The 22,086-nt window shown below is 69.4% G+C and carries 24 protein-coding genes and 3 tRNA genes; 11 read left to right on the top strand and 16 right to left on the bottom strand.

What is annotated here, in order from left to right; translation table 11 throughout:
- The 5 genes from ACT541_RS18625 to ACT541_RS18605 all read right to left on the bottom strand — a co-directional run.
- Positions 1–557: GTP-binding protein (locus ACT541_RS18625; RefSeq protein WP_476138603.1), on the bottom strand; the 557-nt coding region annotated here is incomplete at its 3' end.
- A 165-nt stretch (positions 558–722) separates the two neighbouring features.
- Positions 723–1,283 (bottom strand): hypothetical protein, encoded by a 561-nt coding sequence (locus tag ACT541_RS18620; RefSeq protein ID WP_476138602.1) that lies wholly within the window; start codon positions 1,281–1,283, stop codon positions 723–725.
- 187 nt (positions 1,284–1,470) lie between these two features.
- Positions 1,471–3,177, bottom strand: a complete 1,707-nt coding sequence (locus ACT541_RS18615; protein ID WP_476138601.1) for a methyl-accepting chemotaxis protein — start codon at positions 3,175–3,177, stop codon at positions 1,471–1,473.
- A 282-nt stretch (positions 3,178–3,459) separates the two neighbouring features.
- A tRNA-Gly gene (locus ACT541_RS18610) sits at positions 3,460–3,533 on the bottom strand.
- A 50-nt stretch (positions 3,534–3,583) separates the two neighbouring features.
- A tRNA-Tyr gene (locus tag ACT541_RS18605) sits at positions 3,584–3,668 on the bottom strand.
- Positions 3,669–3,900: 232 nt separating this feature from the next.
- Between ACT541_RS18605 and ACT541_RS18600 the strand changes: the two genes are divergently transcribed.
- A complete protein-coding gene (locus tag ACT541_RS18600) occupies positions 3,901–4,719 on the top strand; it encodes a TrmH family RNA methyltransferase (protein ID WP_476138600.1) in 819 nt (272 codons plus the stop codon).
- 88 nt (positions 4,720–4,807) lie between these two features.
- A tRNA-Thr gene (locus tag ACT541_RS18595) sits at positions 4,808–4,882 on the top strand.
- A 51-nt stretch (positions 4,883–4,933) separates the two neighbouring features.
- On the opposite strand, the gene ACT541_RS18590 is transcribed toward ACT541_RS18595, so the two are convergent.
- Positions 4,934–5,836, bottom strand: a complete 903-nt coding sequence (locus ACT541_RS18590) for a TadE/TadG family type IV pilus assembly protein (RefSeq protein WP_476138599.1) — start codon at positions 5,834–5,836, stop codon at positions 4,934–4,936.
- 286 nt (positions 5,837–6,122) lie between these two features.
- On the opposite strand from ACT541_RS18590, the gene ACT541_RS18585 reads away from it, so the two are divergent.
- Positions 6,123–8,546 (top strand): putative bifunctional diguanylate cyclase/phosphodiesterase, encoded by a 2,424-nt coding sequence (locus ACT541_RS18585; protein WP_476138598.1) that lies wholly within the window; start codon positions 6,123–6,125, stop codon positions 8,544–8,546.
- Between the two features lie 4 nt (positions 8,547–8,550).
- Here the strand turns inward: ACT541_RS18585 and ACT541_RS18580 are convergent, their stop codons facing one another.
- The gene (locus ACT541_RS18580; protein WP_476138597.1) at positions 8,551–8,967 is read right to left on the bottom strand and encodes a hypothetical protein; all 417 of its coding nucleotides are present in this window, start codon (positions 8,965–8,967) and stop codon (positions 8,551–8,553) included.
- Positions 8,968–9,196: 229 nt separating this feature from the next.
- On the opposite strand from ACT541_RS18580, the gene ACT541_RS18575 reads away from it, so the two are divergent.
- Positions 9,197–9,655, top strand: coding sequence for a c-type cytochrome (locus tag ACT541_RS18575; protein ID WP_476138596.1), 459 nt, complete (start codon positions 9,197–9,199; stop codon positions 9,653–9,655).
- Here ACT541_RS18575 and cutA read toward each other — a convergent pair.
- On the bottom strand, positions 9,652–10,017 hold the full coding sequence (cutA, locus tag ACT541_RS18570) for a divalent-cation tolerance protein CutA (RefSeq protein WP_476138595.1): 366 nt from the start codon (positions 10,015–10,017) through the stop codon (positions 9,652–9,654). The two genes, ACT541_RS18575 and cutA, sit on opposite strands and share 4 nt — an antisense overlap.
- Positions 10,018–10,142: 125 nt before the next feature.
- Between cutA and ACT541_RS18565 the strand changes: the two genes are divergently transcribed.
- Positions 10,143–10,937, top strand: a complete 795-nt coding sequence (locus ACT541_RS18565) for an NAD kinase (protein ID WP_476138594.1) — start codon at positions 10,143–10,145, stop codon at positions 10,935–10,937.
- Between the two features lie 114 nt (positions 10,938–11,051).
- Entirely contained in the window at positions 11,052–11,633 is a 582-nt protein-coding gene (locus ACT541_RS18560; protein WP_476138593.1) for an Hpt domain-containing protein, read from the top strand.
- 79 nt (positions 11,634–11,712) lie between these two features.
- On the opposite strand, the gene ACT541_RS18555 is transcribed toward ACT541_RS18560, so the two are convergent.
- Together ACT541_RS18555 and ACT541_RS18550 are read right to left on the bottom strand one after the other, a co-directional pair.
- Positions 11,713–13,233: a DUF2336 domain-containing protein gene (locus ACT541_RS18555; protein WP_476138606.1), complete on the bottom strand. Its 1,521-nt coding sequence runs from the start codon at positions 13,231–13,233 to the stop codon at positions 11,713–11,715.
- Between the two features lie 154 nt (positions 13,234–13,387).
- Complete coding sequence (locus ACT541_RS18550; protein ID WP_476138592.1) at positions 13,388–14,914, bottom strand: hypothetical protein; 1,527 nt, start codon at positions 14,912–14,914, stop codon at positions 13,388–13,390.
- A gap of 101 nt (positions 14,915–15,015) precedes the next feature.
- Here ACT541_RS18550 and ACT541_RS18545 point away from each other — a divergent pair, with 101 nt between their 5' ends.
- Both ACT541_RS18545 and ACT541_RS18540 read left to right on the top strand, forming a co-directional pair.
- Positions 15,016–15,483, top strand: coding sequence for a MaoC family dehydratase (locus tag ACT541_RS18545; protein ID WP_476138591.1), 468 nt, complete (start codon positions 15,016–15,018; stop codon positions 15,481–15,483).
- Between the two features lie 97 nt (positions 15,484–15,580).
- Positions 15,581–16,450, top strand: a complete 870-nt coding sequence (locus ACT541_RS18540) for an HpcH/HpaI aldolase/citrate lyase family protein (RefSeq protein WP_476138590.1) — start codon at positions 15,581–15,583, stop codon at positions 16,448–16,450.
- Here the strand turns inward: ACT541_RS18540 and ACT541_RS18535 are convergent, their stop codons facing one another.
- The 4 genes from ACT541_RS18535 to ACT541_RS18520 form a co-directional block, all read right to left on the bottom strand.
- Entirely contained in the window at positions 16,451–16,720 is a 270-nt protein-coding gene (locus tag ACT541_RS18535) for a cysteine rich repeat-containing protein (protein WP_476138589.1), read from the bottom strand.
- A gap of 112 nt (positions 16,721–16,832) precedes the next feature.
- Positions 16,833–17,330, bottom strand: coding sequence for a TspO/MBR family protein (locus ACT541_RS18530; RefSeq protein ID WP_476138588.1), 498 nt, complete (start codon positions 17,328–17,330; stop codon positions 16,833–16,835).
- 17 nt (positions 17,331–17,347) lie between these two features.
- Complete coding sequence (locus ACT541_RS18525; RefSeq protein WP_476138587.1) at positions 17,348–17,947, bottom strand: flavin reductase family protein; 600 nt, start codon at positions 17,945–17,947, stop codon at positions 17,348–17,350.
- Positions 17,948–17,951: 4 nt separating this feature from the next.
- Positions 17,952–18,533, bottom strand: coding sequence for a nitroreductase family protein (locus ACT541_RS18520; RefSeq protein WP_476138586.1), 582 nt, complete (start codon positions 18,531–18,533; stop codon positions 17,952–17,954).
- 203 nt (positions 18,534–18,736) lie between these two features.
- Here ACT541_RS18520 and ACT541_RS18515 point away from each other — a divergent pair, with 203 nt between their 5' ends.
- Positions 18,737–19,735, top strand: a complete 999-nt coding sequence (locus tag ACT541_RS18515) for a hypothetical protein (protein WP_476138585.1) — start codon at positions 18,737–18,739, stop codon at positions 19,733–19,735.
- A gap of 4 nt (positions 19,736–19,739) precedes the next feature.
- Here ACT541_RS18515 and ACT541_RS18510 read toward each other — a convergent pair whose 3' ends face one another.
- Entirely contained in the window at positions 19,740–20,363 is a 624-nt protein-coding gene (locus tag ACT541_RS18510) for a nicotinamidase (RefSeq protein ID WP_476138584.1), read from the bottom strand.
- A gap of 108 nt (positions 20,364–20,471) precedes the next feature.
- Between ACT541_RS18510 and ACT541_RS18505 the strand changes: the two genes are divergently transcribed.
- Complete coding sequence (locus ACT541_RS18505; protein ID WP_476138583.1) at positions 20,472–20,765, top strand: hypothetical protein; 294 nt, start codon at positions 20,472–20,474, stop codon at positions 20,763–20,765.
- Positions 20,762–21,184, top strand: a complete 423-nt coding sequence (locus ACT541_RS18500) for a CoA-binding protein (RefSeq protein ID WP_476138582.1) — start codon at positions 20,762–20,764, stop codon at positions 21,182–21,184. The genes ACT541_RS18505 and ACT541_RS18500 overlap by 4 nt, the downstream gene beginning before the upstream one ends.
- A gap of 202 nt (positions 21,185–21,386) precedes the next feature.
- Here the strand turns inward: ACT541_RS18500 and ACT541_RS18495 are convergent, their stop codons facing one another.
- Entirely contained in the window at positions 21,387–21,881 is a 495-nt protein-coding gene (locus ACT541_RS18495) for a hypothetical protein (protein ID WP_476138581.1), read from the bottom strand.
- Positions 21,882–22,086 lie beyond the last annotated feature (205 nt).

Here is a 22,086-nt window from a genome sequence, read left to right as displayed (position 1 = left end):
AAGGCCGGGTTGCCGTCCTTCAGAGCTTCGGTGGCCGAGCCCGAGATGATCGGAATGTCGTCGCCCGGGAAGCCGTACGACGACAGCAGCTCGCGAACCTCGAGCTCGACGAGCTCGAGCAGCTCCGGATCGTCGACCAGGTCGACCTTGTTCAGGAACACCACCAGAGCCGGAACGCCGACCTGACGGGCGAGCAGGATGTGCTCGCGGGTCTGCGGCATCGGGCCGTCGGCGGCCGACACGACCAGGATCGCGCCGTCCATCTGGGCGGCACCGGTGATCATGTTCTTGACGTAGTCGGCGTGGCCGGGGCAGTCGACGTGCGCGTAGTGACGCTTCAGCGTCTCGTACTCGACGTGCGCCGTGTTGATGGTGATGCCGCGCGCCTTCTCTTCCGGAGCGGCGTCGATCTGGTCGTACGCCTTGAAGGTCGCGCCACCGGTCTCCGCGAGCACCTTGGTGATCGCGGCGGTCAGGGACGTCTTGCCATGGTCGACGTGCCCGATCGTGCCGATGTTGCAGTGCGGCTTGTTACGTTCGAACTTTTCTTTGGCCATATCCCTGTCCCTTGCCTTCCGGCGGCTGGCATTCGTCTCAGAGGTTCGTGTTGGACGAGCCGACGCGTTCCCGCGCCTCTCTCGTCCGAGTTGGGCGATCCACTAGGGGTTTTCGCGTCGCGGTTCAAGAGGGTTTTTTCAACAGTCCCGTCGAGACTGCTCTTCTCACGCCGCCAGCCAGACCTCGACCTGCTTGGCGAAGGCCTCGGCGATCAGCGTGTAGGTCTTGTCGGCATTGGAGGCATTCACTGCCAGCGAGGCGATGGCGCCGACCGGAATCATGCCGATCGACCCCGAGGCCTTCATGCCCTGCTCATCGGCCCGAAGGTTCGCCCGGAAGGCGACGACGTGCTTGTCGACGGCGTCGGTCAGGCGGACGTCGGCGATGATCATGCTGTCGGAGGAAAGGAGCACACGGCCGGCACCGGACGCCACGTGGACGGCGCGCAGAATCAGTTCCAGCCGGCCCTGCTTCGGCCTGCCGACGTGACTGCCGACACGGGCGAGGACGACGCGGCGCAGCTCGGCCTTCATCATTTCGCCCTGCTGGGCATCGGTGAGGCCGTCGAGCGACACGAAGGCGAAGACGGCGTCGGGCGCCACCGCGACGTCGACGCCGACGATGGTGTAATTCGCCGCTTCCGGCCCCGCACCGGTATCGGTCTGGCCGCAACCGGCGAGCACCAGTGCCGGTAGTCCGAGAATCATCGCGCGTCGCGTCGTCATGCCATCCCCCGTCGTTCGCCCGCTGTCCGCGGGCGGCGCACCATCGGAGATTGCATCGACGCGTCAAACCCCTGAAAAATCAGGGGGGCCGGGCGACGGCATGCCGCAATCGCCCGGTCCCTGTTCTTCGGGGAGAAACCCGGCCCGCCGGCAGATGTCCGCGGGGCCGGAGGGGATCCACGTCGCCTCAGGCGGCACGGATGTGGCGCAGGAAGCCGGCCATCTCGGCGCGCAGGCTGTCGGCCTTGCCGGCGACGTCGGCGGCCTGGGTGAGGATCGAGATCGACGCCGAGCTCGATTCGTGTGCCGCCTGGGTCACGCCGGAGATGTTCTGCGACACCTCGGAGGTGCCGTGCGACGCCTCCTGGACGTTGCGGGCGATTTCCGTGGTCGCCGCCCCCTGCTGCTCCACCGCCGAGGCGATGGCGGCGGCGAGGCCGGTGATCTGCTGGATCGTCGCACCGATGGCGTCGATCGCGCGGGTCGAATCGGCGGTCGACGTCTGGATCTCGGTGATCTGGGCGGCGATCTCGCTGGTCGCCTTCGAGGTCTGGTCGGCGAGTTGCTTCACTTCCGCCGCGACGACCGCGAAGCCCTTGCCGGCCTCGCCGGCACGGGCCGCCTCGATCGTGGCGTTGAGCGCCAGGAGGTTGGTCTGCGAGGCGATGGCGTTGATCAGGCCGACGATCGAGCCGATCTTCTCGGCGGCCGCGGCGAGGCGCCCCATGGTCTGGGCCGAGGTCTCGGCATCGCGATTGGCCGAGACGGCGATCTCGCTCGAGCGGCCGACCTGGCGGGCGATCTCGCGGATCGACACCGACAGTTCCTCCGACGCCGCGGCGACGGTCTGGACGTTGCCGGAAGCCTGTTCGGAGGCGGCGGCGACGGCGGTCGACTGGCGCGACACCTCCTCGGCGGCGGCACTCGTCGTCTGGGCCGCGCCCTGCAGCACCTCGGACGAACCGGCGAGGCCTTCGACGATCGTGCCGATCGACGATTCAAGGTTGTCGGCGAGTTCGAGCATGGCGGCGCGCCGTTCGGCGGCGGACCTCTCGGCAGCCTCGGTGGCCGCGACCTCGAGACGGCGGGCGCGCAGTGCGTTCTCCTTGAAGATCAGCAGACCCTTGGCCACGTCGCCGCATTCGTCGCCGCGATCGGTGCCGGTGACGTCGACCGTGAGGTCGCCCCGGGCGAGGCCGTTGAGTTCGTCGACCGACCGATTGAGCGGACGGGCGACGCCGAGCGTGGCGACCAGCCAGCCGATCACGCCGCCGACCAGCACGCCGACGAGGGCGACGGAGATCATCACCTTGACCGCGAGACCGGCGGAGGCCTTCGACTCGTCGCTGATCTGCTGTCCCTTCACGTCGAGGCCGTCGACATAGCCCTTGATCGTGGCCTGGAGCCTGTCGGCGACGGCGCGGCTCTCCACGGTCATGTGGGCGAGCTGCTTCTGCGCGTCGGAGAGCTGGATCGATTCGGCGAGTTTGTGAGCCGCGGCGAAGGTCGCCTCGAGCTTGGCGTGATACTCGCGATAGCCGTCACGGATCCGATCGAGCTTCTCGAGATCGGCCGGATCGGCGCCGTCGCGCGACTTGACCAGCCGCTCCTCGAGCATCTTGCCGTTTTCGGCGACGACCGCCTCGGCCGACTTGATCGTCTCGGGCGTCGGATCGCTGGCGACGCGATATTCGGCCCGGTTGAGCACGATCAGGTTCTGGTTCATGCGCGCGCCCAGCACCGTGACGTCGCCGAGCTTGTCGATGACGAACAGATTTTCGGCCAGAACCTGCAGTCGATTGACGCCGACCGACGCGACGACGACGGTGACCACGCTCATGAAGGCGACGAGCAGAAGCAGCTTCACCTTGATGCGCAAATTGGCAAATGACATCGGTTTTCCTCCCGTTGCCGTCACACCCCAACCGGGTCTCCCTGTGTGACGACTGTGGGAGAAACATGCGTTACAAAACTTAACAATCACGGAATTCCAAGTCTAAATCCGCCAAATAACTGAAATTTCGCTCCGTATTTCATGCAACATCGACCCAAATTCAAGAATTGTTCGCAAATTTTATTATTAGTAACAATAAACATGAAACGAAACCATACGTTGAACGCGTCGAGCCGATCGATCCGGTGAATCGCTCGGTTCATGTCGGTCGGTTTCGGAGATTGGAGCGGGTAGCGGGAATCGAACCCGCGTATTCAGCTTGGAAGGCTGCTGCTCTACCATTGAGCTATACCCGCGAGCTCGGGCACGAGGGCCGGATCGTTCGGCGCGACGACGGAATCGAAGATGGTGGGGGAAGTAGGACTCGAACCTACGAAGGCTTAGCCAGCGGATTTACAGTCCGCCCCCTTTGCCGCTCGGGACATTCCCCCACGCTTCGATCCGATCCCGAAGGCTCGGACGAACCGGCATCGCCACCCCCGAGGGGGCCGCAGCGCCGTTGCGGGCGCCGTTATGGCGATCGATCGAGGCCCTGTCAACGGGCGATGACGGTCTTTTCGACCGCTTCGTCGTCGAGGCGCCGGGACGGGTCCGTCGCGGACGTTGCGCCGGGCGCGGGAAAGCGGCAAAAGGAGCGCCTCTGCCGCCCCTCGGAGCCTTCCCATGAAAGACACCCCCTCGCCGCGCCACGTCGCCAAGGCCGGACGTCATCCGACCCGCCCGCCGATCGTGCAGCGCCGTCGCGGCCGCGAAGGCACGGGGGCGCCGGACGGTCGGCTCTTCCTCTACGGCCTGCACACGGTGGAGGTGGCGCTGGCCAATCCGCGCCGGGTGATCCACGCGATCTACGCCACCCGCAACGCCCAGGCCCGGCTCGAGGAACGCGGCGTCGTCTTCCCCGTGCCGCCGCAGCAGGTCGACGTGAAGTGGATCGACGCGCGGGTCGGCGAGGACGCGGTGCATCAGGGGGTGCTGGTCGAGACGCGGCCGCTGGAGCCGGTCGAACTCACCGATCTCGGCCGCGCCCGGCTCGTCCTGGCGCTCGATCAGGTGACCGATCCGCACAACGTCGGCGCGATCATGCGTTCGGCGGTGGCGCTCGGCGCCGACGCGCTGCTCACCACCACCCGCCATTCGGCCAACGAGACCGGCGTTCTCGCCAAGGCGGCTTCCGGCGCCGTCGACATGCTGACCCACATCGAGGTGGTCAATCTGGCGCGTTCGCTCGAGACCCTGCGCAAGGAGGGCTTCACCGTCGTCGGTCTCGACAGCGATGGGCCCGCCGCGCTCGAGGCGACCGAGGTGGGTCCGCGGACGGTTCTGGTGCTGGGCGCCGAGGGCAAGGGCCTGCGCCCGGTGACGCGCGAGGCCTGCGATCATCTCGCCCGCGTCGACGTGCCCGGCCCGATCAAGTCGCTCAACGTGTCGAACGCGGCGGTGCTGGCGCTCTACGTGGTGGGGCGGCGCCACGCCGGCGCGTGATCGCGGCGGCGGCCGCGAATCGGCCGCGCGCGGAGCGCCCGTCTCGGCGCTTTTTTCCCGGCGGCGGTCATGCTATCTCCGCCCCGGCGCCGGCATAGCACAGCGGTAGTGCAGCGGTTTTGTAAACCGAAGGTCGGGGGTTCGATCCCCTCTGCCGGCACCATTTCCCGACGACGTCGACCGACCGAGACCGGCGCCCGCGGCGCCGGCGACGTCAGTTGGTCAGGCGAGCCTTGTCCGACGACGAGGCGGCGAGCGTGCAGTTGAACTTGTAGACGAAGTCGGCGAAGTCCGAATCGCCGCCGTCCTCGACGTTGAAGGTCGCGCCGGAGCTCGATTCGCAGGTGCCGCTCGACTTGATCCACTGCGAGGCGTCGGACGCGTCGGAGTATTTGGTCACCGGGTTGACCAGCTTGCCGGTGTAGGAATTGTCCGTGTAGATCACCAGACCGACGCCGTAGGTCTGATAGGCGCCGACCGTCATCGTCTTGGTGACGCCCGCCGCCGGCGTCAGGGTCGAGCTGCCGGTGCCGTACTTGTAGGTGTAGCGGTAGGTCAGGACCGTCGTCTGGCTGATGATCTTGCCGGACGCGTCGCGCGTGAACAGGAAGATGTCCTTCGAATAGGCGCCCTTGGCCGACACCGACTTGAAGGTCGCCGAGGTGATCGTCTTCGCCGGCATGGCGGCGGTCGACGTCAGCGTCGCGTCGAAGGTCTTGGTGGCGACGATGCCGGCGAAGGTCGTCGGGATCGACACCGTCACCGTGCCGTTGATGTTGTCGCCGACCGCGGCGAAGGCGAGGTCCGAAACCGTCGCCCCGAGCCCGGCGATGTTGGCGTTGAAGACGTTGGTCGACAACGCCGTGTCGAGCTGCGCCTTGGCGGCGCTCGCCAGCGTCGCCGCGTCGAGCGCGCGCTGGACGCCGTCGCGACCGCGCGACAGGCGATCGTAGTCGATCGCCAGGCCGACGGTGGCCACCAGCGGCACGAAGGCGAGCGTGGCGGCGACCGCGACATTGCCGCGCCGATCACACAACAGCGCCCGCAGGCGGGCGACCGTGCGACCGCAGACGGCACGAAAGGGCGAGATCGGGGAGGAGGCACGAAGATCGGACATGGTTTTCCCGAACATCCCGGACTTTTTTCGAAATCTTGGCGAAAACGATAACGATCGAGTTCCTTACGTTTCCCCTACGCGATGCCGACAATTCGAACTGTCGTCGCGGAAAGTTCGGCGACCCGGGTCCGCTCCCGGTCGCGACGCCGCGGACGCGAGGTTCCGCTGCGTCATGATGCACCGCCCGAAGTCTCGGATTTCATTGCCGGTTTCAGCAGGGCGTTAATTCCCCATTGGGGTTTGTCGCTTAGCTTTTCCGGAAGGCACAGTGGGAGAGATCTCGGGCGTGGCGGACAGCGATCAGGAACCCGCATCGAAATACGATCGCATAGCCAGGACGCTGTCGGGCGAACGCACTGCCGCGTCGCCGATCGACGAGGAAACCGCTCGTCGGATCCGCGGCGAACAGGTCGCCGCCATCGTCGAACTGACGCCGATGTCGGCGACCGTCAACGTCGTCGCCTCCGCGGTCGTCGTCGCCGCCTTCCACGATCGTACCTCGCCATGGTTTCTCGGACTGTGGTTCGCCGCCGTCGTGGCCTTCACGCTGGTCGCGATGCGCGGCTGGTGGCGGTCGCGTGGGCGGACCATCGCCTCGGCCTCGCCGCGCGCGCTGCGGCGGACGGCGTTCAATGCCGTATTGCTCGCCGTGACCTGGGGCATTGCGCCGATCGCGCTGCTGCCGGGGTCCGACACGTTCCACCAACTGATGATGCAGATCCTGCTGACCGGCATGATCGCCGGCGGCGCCTTCGGGCTGGCCACGGTTCCAACGGCCGCGCTCAGCTATTCCTGGATCATGATCGCCTCGGGTCTCTTCGCGATGATGGTGTCGACCGACACGGTCAACACCGTCAACACGACGATGGTGATCGTGCTCTGGCTGATCTACGGCACCTATCTGTCGCGCAACGTCCTCATCCATGCCGCCCGCTTCTTCGAGAATGCCCGCAACCGCGCCGAGCTGACCGACAAGAACGAGGTCATCAGCCTGCTCCTCAACGACTTCCACGAACACGGCTCGGACTGGCTGTGGGAGGTCGACGCCCAGGGCAAGATCGTCGAGCCGTCGCGACGGTTCTGCGAGGTCGCCGGCCGCAGCCGCGAAGAGCTGTCGGGCATGCCGTTCCGAGCCCTGCTGTCGTCTTCGACGGCCGAGAGCGTCACCGACATGATCGAGGCGATGGAGTGGTTCGAGAACTTCCGCGACCATGTCGTCGATCTGGTGGTCGGCGGCGAGATGCGCAGCTGGAGCGTCACGGGCCGTCCGATCTTCCGCTCCAACGGTCAGTTCTGCGGTTATCACGGTGTCGCCTCCGACGTCACCGAGCGGCGGGCGGCGGAGGCGCGCGTCGCCTATCTCGCCGAGACCGATCCGGTGACGGGCCTCGTCAACCGCTCGAAGTTCGCCCAGCAGCTCGACCATGCGCTCGCCCGGTCGGGTGGCGACCATCGCAACGGCGCGACGCTGATCTGCATCGACCTCGACCGCTTCAAGGCGGTCAACGACACGATGGGCCATCCGGTCGGCGACGCACTGCTCGCCGAGGTCGGCCGTCGGCTGGTCGACACGGTCGGCGAGGGCTGGGTGGTGGCCCGCATCGGCGGCGACGAATTCGCGCTGCTGCATCCCGCATGCGACCGGCCCGACTTCGCCTCCGACATCGCGCTCGCCATTCTCGCCCAGTTCGACCGCCCCTTCACCCTCGACGGCGCCGACTTCTCGATCGGGGCCTCGATCGGCATCGCGGTGGCCCCCGACGACGGCGAGACACCGGCCGACCTGATGAAGAGCGCCGACCTCGCACTCTATCGCGCCAAGGAAGAGGGCCGCGACACCTACCGCTTCTTCGAAGCCGGCATGGACGCGCGCGCCGACCGTCGGCGCCGGCTCGAACAGGGCCTGCGCGGGGCGCTCGATACCGACCAGTTGCGGCTCGTCTACCAACCGATCGTCGATCTCGCGACCAACCGGGTCTGCGGCTTCGAGACGCTCATCCGCTGGACCTCGCCGGACTACGGCGTGGTGTCGCCGGGCGAGTTCATCCCGATCGCCGAGGAGTGCAAGCTGATCGTGCCGATCGGCGAGTGGATCCTGCGCTCGGCGATGCGCGAGGCGGCGACCTGGCCGCCGGACGTGCGCGTCTCGATCAACCTGTCGCCGGTGCAGTTCCGCAATCGCCGCCTGCTCGCCGTGATCGTCGACGCGCTCGCCGAGAGCGGACTGACGCCCAACCGGCTGCAGGTCGAGATCACCGAGACGACGCTGCTCGACGCCGGCGAACAGACGCTGTCGATGCTGCGCGACCTGCGCACCCTCGGCGTCCGCGTCGCCCTCGACGACTTCGGCACCGGCTATTCGTCGCTCAACTACCTGCGCAAGTTCCCCTTCGACAAGGTCAAGATCGACAAGAGCTTCGTCGACGACATCGACGCCAACCCGCAGAGCCGGGCGATCGTCAGGGCGATCATGGAGCTGACCACCGCGCTCGGCATGACCACCGTCGCGGAAGGCGTCGAGACACTGTCGCAGCTCTTCGAACTCAGGGCGCTCGGCTGCGACGAGGTGCAGGGCTACGTCATCTCCGCCGCCATCGGCGCGGCGTCGGTTCCCGACTACATCGGCTTCGACCTGGGCCGGCTGACGTCGGATCTGGTCGAGCCGATCGATCTCGAACTGGTCGACGCCTCGGGCAGCGCGGCGGCGTGAGCGATCAGGCCCTGCTGCCGGCGAGTCGTGCCTGCAACGCCGCCAGACCGACCGCCGCCGCCAGATAGACCGGTGCGGCGATCGACAGCGAGAAGAGCAGCGCGACACCGGCCTGGGTGCCCTCGACCGTCTTCGAATAGGCACCGCCGACGATCGCGGCACCGACGAAGGCCGCGATCAGCGCCAGACCGCCGCACAGCGCCGCCCCGCCGATCCGCCGCGACGGCCGTTGCAGCACCAGCGGCGTCCAGCCGGCCGCGGCGACGAGACCCGCGCCGAGCAGAGCACCGAGTGCGGCCGGCCATTCCCCGAGCATCTGCAGCATGAGAACGGCGGCGAAGACGGCGAGCACCGCCGGCGGCACGAGGCGTGCGGCCGGCGACACGGCGGCGGCGAGCGGGGGCTGGGTGGGTTCGGTCACGGCACGTCTCCTGTTCGCTCTCTCCTTCCCCCGTAGCCCGGGCCCGCCCCCTTCCGCAAGGACGGCGCGACGACGCACCGCGTGCCGAGGGCCGGGACGCGCCTCCTCACACATCCGTGACCGCCCACCGGCCGCGCGGCATGCGACGCTTCGCGGCCGGCACGGCCGGGACGAGGTCGTCCCTCCCGCCGTGCCGGCACCATGCCGCATCGCATTCGAGGAGGACGCCATGACAGGACTTCGGACGGGCCTCGCCGCCCTCGCACTCGCATCCATCCTGGGCACCACGACGGTCCAAGCCGCCGACCCGATCGAGACCCGCAAGGCGACGATGAAGGCGATCGGCGGCGCCTTCGGCGGGGTGCTGCTCAAGATGCTGAAGGGCGAGATCCCCTACGACGCCGCGCAGGCGACGGAGGCCCATGCCAAGATCACCGCCGCGGCCGCCTCGATCGACGTCGACGCCGCCTTCCCTGCGGGGACCGACAAGGGCGGCGACACCGCCGCCTCGCCGAAGATCTGGAAGGACATGGCCGGCTTCAAACAGGCGATGGCCGACTTCCGCGCCGCGCTGCCCGCCCAGGCCGAGAACGTCGGCAAGGGCGTCGACGGGCTGAAGGTCGCGCTCCCGGCGATCGGGCGGACCTGCAAGGCCTGCCACGACGGCTATCGTCTGGAGAAGAACTAGACCGCGGCGCCCGCCGTCTCCGCCGCCACCCAGGCGGCATAGGAGGCGGCGACCGCCTCGACCGAGAGGGCGAGCACCGCCGGCACCTCGTAGGGGTGAGACCGGGCGATCGCGTCCATCGCGGCGTCGCGCAGGTCGGCGCGGGTCTTGGCGATCATCACGACCTCGCGTTCGGTCTCGACCCTGCCCTGCCAGCGATAGATCGAAGCGAGGCCGGGGAGGACCACGACGCAGGCGGCGAGCCGTGCCTCGACCAACGCCCGGCCGGCCTTTTCCGCGGCGATTTCGTCGGGAAAGGTCGACCACAGGGCGACGAGAGCCGTCGCCTCCGGGGGCTCGGCCCGTCGATCGTCTGCGTCCATCGTCTCGTCCCTCCCGCGTTGACCCGCCGGCCCCGATCGTGTGATCACGGGGAAGGAGCATATCGCGAACGTCAACGGCCGGACACGTCCGCAACAAGATCGATTCCCTCGGAGAAGACGCCGCCATGACCGGTTCGCAGCCCGTGGCCCTCAACCGCATCGAGAACGTGGCCTTCGTCGCCTCGGCGACCGAGGAGGCGGAGACCGCCAAGCGGCGGCTGTCGCATCGCTACGGTTCCTCGCCGCCCGACATGGCGGACGTCATCGTCGCGCTCGGCGGCGACGGCTTCATGCTGACGGCGCTGCACCGCTTCATGAACACCGGCAAGCCGATCTACGGCATGCATCGCGGCACCGTCGGCTTCCTGATGAACGAGTTCGACGAGGACGGGCTGATGGAACGGCTGGCCCGTGCCCAGGTCACGTCGATCCGACCGCTCCTGATGAAGGCGACGACCCGCGACGGGACGGTGAGCGAGGCACGTGCCTTCAACGAAGTGTCGCTGTGGCGCCAGACCTATCAGGCGGCCAAGCTCGGCATCGCCATCGACGGACGGCAGCGGATGGAAGAGCTGATCTGCGACGGTCTGATCGTCGCGACCCCGGCCGGCTCGACCGCCTACAATCTCTCCGCCCACGGTCCGATCATCCCGCTCGGCGCGCCGCTGGTGGCGCTGACGCCGATCAGCCCGTTCCGGCCGCGGCGTTGGCGCGGGGCGCTGGTGCGCGAACGAGCGGAGATCGTCGTCGAGGCGCTCGACACGATGAAGCGGCCGGTCGGCGCCGCCGCCGACCACACCGAGATCCGCGACGTCACCCGTGTCGTGGTGACGCAGGACACGGCGTCGGAAAGCCTGCTGATGTTCGATGCCGACCACGGCTGGGAGGAACGCATCCTCGCCGAGCAGTTCCAGTATTGACGGAATTCGCGGGATCGTCTCGACGTCACCAACCAAACGTTAAGAGTACCCCTCCATGCTCGGCTCCGACGCCCTGCGGGTTCTTCCCGCCGCGCGACCAGTCCGGAGACCACCATGGCCAAGCGCTCGAACACGTCGAAGTCCGCCGAACCGGCCGAGACCGAGGTCGTCGACCTCGACGGCATGGACGGCATGGACATCGGCCCCGACGCCGAATTCATCGAGCCCAAGAGCGACCTCAGGTCCAAGACCAAGCCGAAGCCCGGCAAGGCGAGCGCCGGCGATCCGGTCGAGGCGGCGGAAGCCGCGATGGCCCGCATGGCCGAGAGCTTCGACGGCTGGATGGCGGAGGAAACCACGCGTCTGGTCGAGCTCTTCGCCGAGGCCGAGGAGACCGGTTTCGACGGCGACGCGCTCGAGGCCTTCCACCGCGCCGCCCACGACATCAAGGGTCAGGCCGCCACCCTCGGCTTCCCGCTCGCCGGCCGCATCGCCGCCGGCCTGTGCAAGCTGATCGAGGCGAAGTCGGCGACCGGCCGCTTCTCCGGCGAACTCGCCCTGCAGCACGTCCAGTCGGTGCGCGCGATCATCCGCGAACAGGCCCGCGACGACGGCTCGCCCACCGCCCGCCGCCTCGCCGACAAGCTCGACGAAGTGACCGGCGACTGGCTGGAGCAGATCGGCACGGCCGCCTGAGGCGCCGCCCCCATCGAGACACGAAGAACGCCGCCGTGGGAAGCCCCACGGCGGCGTTCTTCTTTGCCCGTCGAGTGCCTCAGGCGGCGATCGAACCGCGCAGATGGTCGGTGAAGTCGAAGGCGATGTCCTCGGGAATGGGCGAGGCCTCCTCGTGGAGCCATTCCTCCGGCACGTCGGCGAGGTCGACATGAGAGAAGAGACCGATCGGCTCGTCGAGGTCGTCGGGGGCGGCGCGAACCGCCACCTCCTCGGCATCGAGCACGAAGGCCGGCGCGGCGTCGGCCACTTCGACCGTCGGCGCGACGACGTCGACGACGGCTCCCTGCGGGATCGCCTCCGTGGCGATGCGGTCGCGGATGGGATCGATGCGAATCTCGTCGAAGGCCGGATCGGCAGCGGACGCTTCGGCCGCCTCGGCCACCGGCGCCGCAAGCGCCAGGGTCACGGTGCGGGTGCGTTCGGCGACGAGGGCGCGAGCCTGCTCGCGGGCGGCGTCGGCCGAGAAGCGGCGCAGCAGCACCATCAGATCGTCGGCGTCGCGCTCGCCCGGCACGGCGAGGCGGCTCAGGACGCGCTCGACCAGCCGGCGCGAGAAGCGGGCACGATCGCCGGCGCGACCGTCGAGGCCGCCGGTCTCGGCAACGAGCTCGCGATGGATCTCCAGCGCGGCGGCGAAGGCCGGATAGGCGCGCTCGGGCATGCGGGCCTTGCGATAGAGCGCGCGGAAGGCACTGTCGCGGCCGTCGGCGACGAGGGCGGCGACGCGGCGCAGCGGCACGTCGGCGAGCACCGCGATCGCCTCCTCGACGAAGCGCAGGTCGCCGACGCAGACGGCGCGCAACACGAGACGGGTGGTGAGCTGGCCGGACCGGCGCAGATGGTCGATCAGGACCGTCAGTTCGGCGTCGTTGGCGGTGGCCGAGAGCTGGACCGTGGCGCGGTCGCGGGCGTCGCGGGTCAGCGTCTCGGCGCGGCCGGTACCACCGGAGCGGTCGAGCACGACGAGATTGCCGATCGCCTCGGCGAGCTTCTCCAGCATGCGATGGCGCACGGTGATCGGCACGCGGTCACGCGAGGCCACCGCATCGCGCAGGTCGGCATATTCGCCGAAACGGTCGACGAGGCGCAGCAGGGTGGCGGCCGAGAGATCGGCGCCGGGATTGGCGGCGAGAACCACCGCGCCTTCGCGATCGACGGTCTCGGCGAGCGCGGCCGAGAGGCCCGGGCCGACGCGGCGGCGCGACGCGAGCGCCCGGCGGACGGTGTCGTGGGCACCCGCCGCCAGATCGATCAGCTCGGCCTCGATCAGGTCGTCGCAGCGGGCGGCGAGGACGGCGGCGATCTCCGGCATGTCCCAGACGAGATCGAGCAGCAGATGGCGCGGAGCGGCGGGGCTCGCGCAGAGCGCCGCGGCCAGCGCGGCGCGCACCGCCGGTTCGGGGTCGGCGGCGAGCACGGTCAGGGCCGCGTCGAGGGTCTCGCGCTCGTCCTCGCTCGACGCCGCCTCGGCGTGTGCTCGGACCATCGGCGCGACGATGCGCAGCCTCTGCTCGGCGGTGGCCTTCCTCACCCAGACGAAGAAACGGTCGACGATCATACTCGGCACCACGCGATCTCGTCCTCGAACACCAGAGGACAGGTCGTTTCATGGCACCGAGCATGGCACGGCAGTCATTAACGAGCGGTTCACCACGCTTTTTGGGGCTTTCTTCACCATGAAACGGGCGCGGCGGAGGGCTGCGCGCAGGATCTCACTCGGTCTCGGTGCGCCCGCGCGACGGTGTGCGGGCGACCTGGAACAGGTCGAGCGGCAGACGGTTGCCGCGCGGGCCGGCGCGACGGACGGTGATGCGCGTCGGGTCGGCGTCGGTGGCGGCGGTCTGGCCGGCAGCGGCGGTCTGACCGGCGGCCGAAGCGGCGGGCGGCGAGGCGACCGAGGGAGTGCCCGTCGGCACCACCGACGTGGTGCGGACGCGCACGACGCCGGCGGCGAGGGCCTCGTCGGAGGGCGCGGTGAAGGTACCGAACAGCAGCCGGCTCGGCCGCGTCGCGCCGGTCGCGGCATCGACCATCGGCAGCGGCGCGGCGAGCGCCTCGGCCTGGACACCGGTCAGGATGCGGCTCGGCCGGACCTCCGGAGCGGCGCGATCGATGGCGGCGAGCGAGGCGGCGGCGGGAGCCGTCGGTGTGGGCGGCGCGGGCGCGAGGCTCATCGGCTCGGCCGGGTCGACGCGGGGGATGCCGCCGAAACCGGCCGGCGCATTGCCGGTACGGGCGGCGGCGAGGGCCGCATGGGCGGCGGTGGAGCCGGCGACGCCGGGCAGTGAGCCGGTCGCCCCCAGCACCGCCTGCGCCTGGGCGCCGGTGCCGTCGTCGCGCACCAGGCCTGCGAAGGCGTCGCGGGCGACACGGCTGCGCCAGCCGTCGAGGCGACCGGCCTGACGGTCGGAGGCGCCGGGGATCGGCATCTCGGCGAGCGAGGTCTTGAGCAGCGCGCGATCGGCGGCGTCGGGCAGGCCGGTCGCGGCACCGCCCGGCTTCTCCTGACCGACCGTGGCGGCGGCCTGGGCGCGCAGCAACAGCGCCACCGTCGCCGGGTCGGTGCGCTGGCTTCCGGTCTGCAGCGCGGAATGGACCGCGGCGATGCGCGCCGTCGTCGGGTCGGAGCCGTCGGGCATGCGGGTCAGCCGGTCGAACAGTTCCGACACCGTCTTGGCGCGGCCGGTCTTGTCGTAGAACAGGCCGAAGTTGGCGGACGCCGCGCGCGGGAAGGCGACGGAGGCGGCCGTCTGCGGCTCGGTCGAGACGAGGCGGAAGAGCTTGGTCGCCCCCGCCGGACCGAGAACATGCGCGGCGTAGAGCTCGCCGTCGGAGGGCGGCCGGCCGAGCGCCTCGGTCAGGCGGCGGGCGTTCTCCTGGGTGATCTTGCCGGCCATGACGGCGGAGACCAGCGGATCGGAGCGCAGCGCCAGGATCTTGGCGCGATCCTTCGGATCATTGACCGTGAAGCCGCCCTTGCCGTCCGGCACGATCTTCTCGGAGATGCGCTCGAGGCCGATCGACGGCCCCTCCTTGCGCAGCGTCTCGAACCAGGTCTGCTCCAGGAACTGGAACAGGCCCTTGGCGGTCGAGGTGTCGGAGCCGAGTTCGGGGCGATGGTCGCTCTCGCGCTCGGACGTCTTCAACAGGAAGTCGAACGACGTGCCGGTGGCGTCGGACGCGGCCTTGAAGGCCCCCGCGATCCGTCGCTCGACCGAACTCTTGCCGTCGACCTGCATGTCGGCTCCAATGTCCACGCACCCGCCGCGGAGCGGCAAAGAACCACCCGGACGCCGGATACGATTCCTCCGAGCGATCCGGCGTCCCGGAGGAACACCCGATGCCCGGTCTCTATCTCGAAGAGCTCGTTCCCGGCACCGTCATCAAGCACGCCCTGACGCGCTCGGTGACGGAGATGGACAACGTCCTCTTCTCGAGCCTGACCTTCAATCCGCAACCCCTGCACGTCGACTTCGATTTCGCCTCGAAGTCCGAGTGGGGGCAGCCCTTGGTCAACTCCCTGTTCACGCTCGGGCTGCTGATCGGTCTGTCGGTCCACGACACGACCCTCGGCACCCTGATCGGAAATCTCGGAATGACCGACGTGAAGTTTCCGGCTCCGGTCTTCCACGGTGACACGATTCGCGCCGAAACGGAGGTGATTTCCACAAGATCCTCGAAGTCGCGACCGGATGCGGGCATAGTGGAGTTCCATCATCGGGCCTACAAACAGGACGGAACCCTCGTCGCCGAGTGCCGTCGTCAGGCCTTCATGAAGCGCAGGCCCAATGATCCGACACCCGCCTGACGGCGGATTTCGCCTCGTTTACTTTGCGTAAGGCGTGACGAATTCTCTGAGCCCTCCGCCTCCCCTCCCCGATCCCATCGAGCCAAAGACGGTCGCCATGCGTTCGCTGCTCTTCGTTCCCGCCACCCAGCCCGCCAAGCTCGACAAGGCGCTCGCCAGCGGCGCCGACGTGGTGATCGTCGATCTCGAGGACTCGGTCGCCGCCGACGCCAAGGGCGCCGGGCGCGCCGGCATGGTGGCCTTCGTCACGGCCCACGCGGCGAGGACCGACCGCCCGGCGATCCACGTCCGCGTCAACGGCTTTTCGAGCGGCTTCGCCGATGCCGACATCGACGCCGCGGTGGCCGCCGGGGCCGACGGCATCATGCTGCCCAAGGCCGGCGGCGGGGCGGACGTGACGCGGCTCGATGCCAAGATCGCGGTGGCCGAGGCCGTCCACGGCGTGCCGGAGGGGCGCACCCGGATCGTCGCCATCGTCACCGAGACGGCGCATGCGGTGTTCCAGACCGGCACCTATCGCGGTGCCTCGCGCCGTCTCGCCGGCATGGCCTGGGGGGCGGAGGATCTCTCCGCCGATCTCGGCGCTGCGACGGCGCGCGACGAGACGGGCGCCTATCACGACGCCTTCCGCCTCGCCCGCACGCTGACGCTGCTCGGCGCCGTGGCGGCCGAGACGGCGCCGATCGACGGCGTCTTCACCGACTTCCGCGATCTCGAGGGGCTCGCGGCGGAATGTCGGGCGGCGGCGCGCGACGGCTTCACCGCCAAGATGGCGATCCATCCGGCGCAGGTCGCGGTGATCAATGCCGCCTTCACGCCCTCGGCCGACGAGGTCGCCGAGGCGGAACGCATCGTCGCGGCCTTCGCGGCGGCGGGCGATCCCGGCGTGCTGGCGCTCGACGGGGTGATGCTCGACCGGCCGCATCTCGTGCGGGCGAAGCGGACGCTCTCCCGCGTGGCGCGCTGATCAGCCGCCGGCGCGCTCCTTCGCCGCCTTCTCGCGCAGGGCTCGCGCCGCCGGCAGGGCGTCGCGGCAGGGCTGCGACAGCTCGGCCGCATGGGCCTCGAGACAGGCGAGACCGCGACCGCCGCCGGGGGCGACGAGCGCGCAGTGGCGGATCCAGTCGCCCTTGCAGAGTTCCTTCATCCGATCGGCCTCGGCCTTCGTGGCAGGGTCGACGGCGTGGGCGGGGACGATCGCGAGAAGCGTGAGCAGGGTGGCGACGGCGATACGCATGGGCGAAGCTCCGAGAGTGTTCGGACTCGTTGTCGCCAGCCGTTGTGTCGCGGGCATGGCGCCACTGCGGCGTCTCTGCGATCGACGTTCCGCGGGCGCCGCGGGTGAGCCCTCAACGGTTCAGCCACCAGACGCCGACGTTGAGTGCCGTCGCCCAGCCGATCCAGGCGAGATAGGGCACGAGCATCAGCCCCGCGAGCCGATCGCGGCGCAGGAAGGCGACGATCGTCGCCGCCACCGCGAGGTCGAGCGCCAGAATGACGACGACGCCGGCACCGGGCGAGCGCAGGCCGAAGAAGGCGACCGACCAGAAGGCGTTGAGCGCCATCTGGCCGAGGAAGAGCGCGATCGCGATCGCCCTGCCCTCGCCGCCGCGCCCCACGAGGATGCGGCGAAAGGCGACGATCATCAGCACGTAGAGCGTCGTCCACACCGGACCGAAGACCCAGTTCGGCGGCGTGATCGCCGGCTTGGCGAGGCCGGCGTACCAGTCGGGGATGGCCGGCAGCGTCGCGCCGTTGCCGATTGCCGCGGCGACGACGACCGGCAGGGCGGCGAGGAGCGTCGCCGTGACGGGACCGAGGCGGGACGGCGCGTCGTTGTCGTTCATCGGCTCGGCCTCGCGGTTCATTTCGGGCGGGTCATCCGGAACAGGCCGTCGAGCCCGAGGAAGTCGTTGCCGCCGCAGCGGGCGATCGGCCGGGCGCGGGTGATGTCGAAGACGCCGTCGACGATGCAGCGTTCGGCGACATGGATGCCGACCACCTCGCCGATGACGATCACGTTGGCGATCTCGCGGCCGTCGAGGCCGCGCGGCGAGAAGATCTCGACCACCTTGCACTCGAGCGCCGCCGGAGCCTCCAGCACGCGCGGCGCCCTGACCAGCCGGCAGGGGGTCGGCGTCAGCCCGACGTGGGGAAACTCCGAGCGGTCGCGCGGCAGCGGCGCCGAGGAGGCGTTCATCTCCTCGCGCAGTTCCCAATTGGCGAGATTGACGACGAATTCGCCGGTCTCGGCGCAGGCGGTGGCGGTGTCCTTCCAGCCGTCGGAGGAGAACATCACCATCGGCGGCTCGGCCGAGATCGCGTTGAAGTAGCTGTAGGGCGCGAGATTGTGCATGCCCGAGCGATCGACCGTCGAGATCCAGCCGATCGGCCGCGGTGCGACGATCGCCTTGAACGGGTCGTGGGCGAGTTCGGGATGGCCCTCGGCGACGGCGTAGAACATCGCCTCACGCGCTCCATTCGGTGGCGACGTCCTCGTAGGCCGGACGCGGCCGGTCGACGATCGGAACCGTCGGCGTGCCGATCGCCACGAAGCCGGCGATGCGTTCGCCGTCCTTCAAGCCGAGCACGGCGCGGGCCTCGGGCTGGTAGCACAGCCAGCCGGTCAGCCACTGGCCGGAATAGCCGAGCGCATGGGCGCCGAGGAGCAGGTTCTGCGTCGCGGCTCCCGCCGACATCTCCTGCTCGAACATCGGGATCTTGACGTGTTCGGCGGCGGTCGAGACCACCGCGACGGTCAGCGGCACGCGCTGGAAACGGGTCTCCTCGAGCCGGGTCTTCTCCGCCGTCGCCTCGGGGAAGCGGGCGCGGTAGATCGGGCCGAGCCGGGCATCGAGGGCGGCGCGCGCGGCACCGTGCACGACGATGAAGCGCCAGGGCGTCAGCTTGCCGTGGTCGGGCACGCGGGCGGCGATGGCGATCAGGCGGCGGATCTCGGCTTCGTTCGGACCGGGCTCGCCGAGCGAGACGTTGGCGACGGTGCGGCGGGTCTCGAGCAGCTCGAGAGCGCCCTGGTTGACGGTCGACATGGAATCCCTCGCTTGCTGCCGGTCCTGTGGACGGGCGAGGGAAGCCCGTCGACCGACCCTTGTCAACGATCGGCACGGAAGCCCTGCCGCGCCGCCGCGACGGGCCGGCGACTTGATCTCGCCATGCTGATGGGGTTCTCCTCGTTCGGGAATACGAGTCGCGCCGGCCCGCGGGCGAAGCGGCTGCGCGAGAACGGGACATCATGGGCACGACATCGGCCAATCGACACATCGCCGGCGGCATTCTCCTCGCGGCGACACTGGCACTCGCGCCGGCGGTCGCCGTCGCGCAAGGGTCCGGCCAGCCGCTGCCGCTCGGCGATTCGCTCGGCTATGCCCCCAATCCGCCGCCGGCCGCCGCATCGCATGCGCCGACCGCGCCGGCCGCCACCAGCGCCGACGTGGCGAAGTCGCTGAAGGCCACGCTGAAGCTCTCGGCGCTGGTCACCGATGGGGCGCCGGCGATCCGCACCGGTCTCGTCTGGCGCATCTTCCGCGAGAAGGAGAAGCCGGCCAACGGGCAGGACAAGCTGGAGCTGGTCGTCACCTCGTCCGGCGGCGACGGCGAGTTCCATCTCGAACCCGGTTCCTATCTCGTCCATGCCGCCTACGGCCGGGCGGGCGCGACGACGCGCGTCACCGTCACCAAGGAACAGACCCGCAAGGAGACGCTGATCCTCAACGCCGGCGGTTTGAAGCTCGCGGCGCTGGGCGCCGGCGACGCGCCGCTGCCGGCCGACAAGCTCTCCTTCGACGTCTATTCGCTCGAGGCCGACCAGCGCGGCGATCGTCAGGCGCTGGTGATGGGCATCGGGCCGGGCAAGATCGTCCGTCTCAACGCCGACACCTACCGGGTGGTCGGTCACTACGGCGACCTCAACGCCGTGGTGCGGGCCGAGATCCACGTCAATCCGGGCAAGCTGACCGAGGCGACGGTCTATCACCGCGCCGCGCAGGTGACGCTGAAACTGGTCAACGAGCCGGGCGGCGAGGCGCTCGCCAACACCTCGTGGCTGGTGCTGACGCCGTCGGGCGACGCCATCACCGAGAGCGTCGGCGCCTTCCCGACGATCGTTCTGGCCGAGGGCGACTATTCGCTGGTCGCCAAGAACCAGGACCGCATCTTCACCCGCAACTTCACCGTCCAGTCGGGCTTCGACCGCGAGATCGAGATCGTCGCCGACGACAAGCCGAAGAACTGACGGCTCAGGCGACCGTGTCGGACGTCGTCAGCACGACGCCGGCCGCCCGCATCGCCGCGCGCGCCGCCTCGAGCGAGCCGCCGAGGTCGATGGCGCGGGAGAGATCCTCGAGCACCACCGTCTCGAAGCCCTCGGCGCGGGCGTCCATCGCCGTCCAGGCGACGCAGAAGTCGGTGGCGAGCCCGCAGACGAAGACCCGCTTCACCCCGCGTGCCGCGAACAGCGCGCCGAGACCCGTCGTCGTCGTGCGGTCGGCCTCGCGGAAGGCCGAGTAGCTGTCGACGCCGCGGTTCATGCCCTTGCGGATCACCGCGAAGGCGGCGACGCCGTCGAGCCCGTCGGCAAAGGCGGCGCCCGCGCTTCCCGCGACGCAGTGGACCGGCCACAGCACCTGCGGCCCGTAGGCGAGATCGATGGTCTCGTAGGGCGCGCGGCCGGGATGCTCGGCGGCGAAGGAGGCGTGATCGGCCGGATGCCAATCCTGCGTCAGCACGACCTGGGCGAAGCGGCGGGCGAGCGGACCGATGCCGGCGACGATCTCGTCACCCTTGGGCACGGCGAGCGCGCCGCCGGGCAGGAAGTCGTTCTGGACGTCGACGACGATCAGGCAATCGGTCGGACCGGGCACGGCACAGGCTCCTCTCGCGGATGTCGGGGCGACTGTGTCACGGACGAATCCGGTGTACAACGGGCGGGGTTCGCCACCGGGGCGAACCGCCGCAGACGGACGCCGCCCTTGACCAAGCCGACCTCCCCCGCGCCGCTCTTCACGCCCCCGCCGCCGCCCTCCCGCTTCCAGCGTATCTGGCGCTGGGCGCTGCCGACGGCACTGGTGATCATCGCGCTCGCCCTGGCGCTCGGCCTCTTCGACACGACGGGGCGGCCGGCCTGGCTGTTCCTGATCGGCCTCGGCTTCGGCCTGCTGGGCACGGCGTCGCTGCTGACCTATTTCACCACCAAGAGCCGCGAGGGGCTGGCGGTGCTCGAGGAAAAGATCGAGTCGGGCCTCGGCCGGGAGGAGAAGAAATGAACCACGACGCCTATTCCGACGATCACGTCCGTTCGGTCCTGACCTCGGCCAAGACGATCGCGGTCGTCGGCTTCTCCAACAACCCCGACCGCGCGTCGCACCACGTCACCGAGTTCCTGATCCGCAGGGGCTACGAGGTATGGCCGGTCAATCCGGGGCTGGCGGGGAAGGAAGTTCTCGGCCGCACCGTGGTGGCGAGCCTCGCCGACGTGCCGGTGCCGATCGACATGGTCGACGTCTTCCGCAACTCGGAAGCGGCCGGTGCCGTGGTCGACGAGGCGATCGCGGTCGGCGCCAAGATCGTCTGGATGCAGCTCGGCGTGCGCAACGACGAGGCGGCGGCGCGTGCGGAGAAGGCGGGCCTCACCGTGATCATGAACCGCTGCCCGGCGATCGAGATCCCGCGGCTGGGGATGTGAACCACCTGGACGTCGGAGATCTCCGTTCACTGTTCGGCTTCACCCCGAGGTGCCCGGCAACGCCGGACCTCGAAGGGCGAAGCCTCGACGAGCCGTGCCATTCGGCCCTTCGCCCTTCGAGGCTCGCTTCGCTCGCACCTCAGGATGAAGGGCCTCCGCAACGCTCCCGAAGACGCGGAGTGTCGTCGGTCGGCCTATCGCCTCACGGCATCGCCAGGATGTCCTTCAGGCTCCAGCGGTCGCCGCCGGTGGAGCCCAGGATGTCGTCGATCTTCCAGCCCTTCTCGTCGACCAGATCGAACACCAGTTCGCCGCCCTCGCCCTCGTAGCCGGGGCCCTTCAGGCGGACGCGGACCTTGGTGACCGGCGGCAGGGCGTCGAGCTTCTCGAGGGAGAAACCCTTGAGCTGCGGGTCCTGCGAGTTCGTGAAGGGGTCGAAGTCGACCGGGCCGATCTCCTCGCCGCGCGACTTGGCGCGCGTCTCGGCCTCGGCCCAGCGCTTGACCAGCGCGGCAGAGAACCATTTGACGCGATCCTTGGGCTCGACCCACATCGACTGACCGCCGGAGGTGCCGCCGCCGCTCACGAGCTTTCGGTAGATCGCCTCGAGATGGGCCTCGGCGGAGCCGGCGGCACGGGCGGCGGATGCCAGCGAAAGCGCTGCGATCGAGAACAGCACGGTACGACGTGTCGGCATCGAATCCTCCCGACGAGCTTCCGGCGACACGACGAAGTCTAGCCCCTCCGCGCGCGCCCCGCCAGCACCGCGGGCGGCCGCGCGGTGGACGACGAGGCCCCGCGATCGACCGGATCGAACGAAATCCCGTTCCGGTGAGAGGTGATGCAACAGAATTTCATGCTTTGACGCAGCGTCGATGTTGCTCGAAAAAGGAACACCATTT

This window comes from Pinisolibacter sp. DMC100 (assembly GCF_056313705.1).
This window is presented reverse-complemented; position numbering and strand designations above follow the sequence as displayed.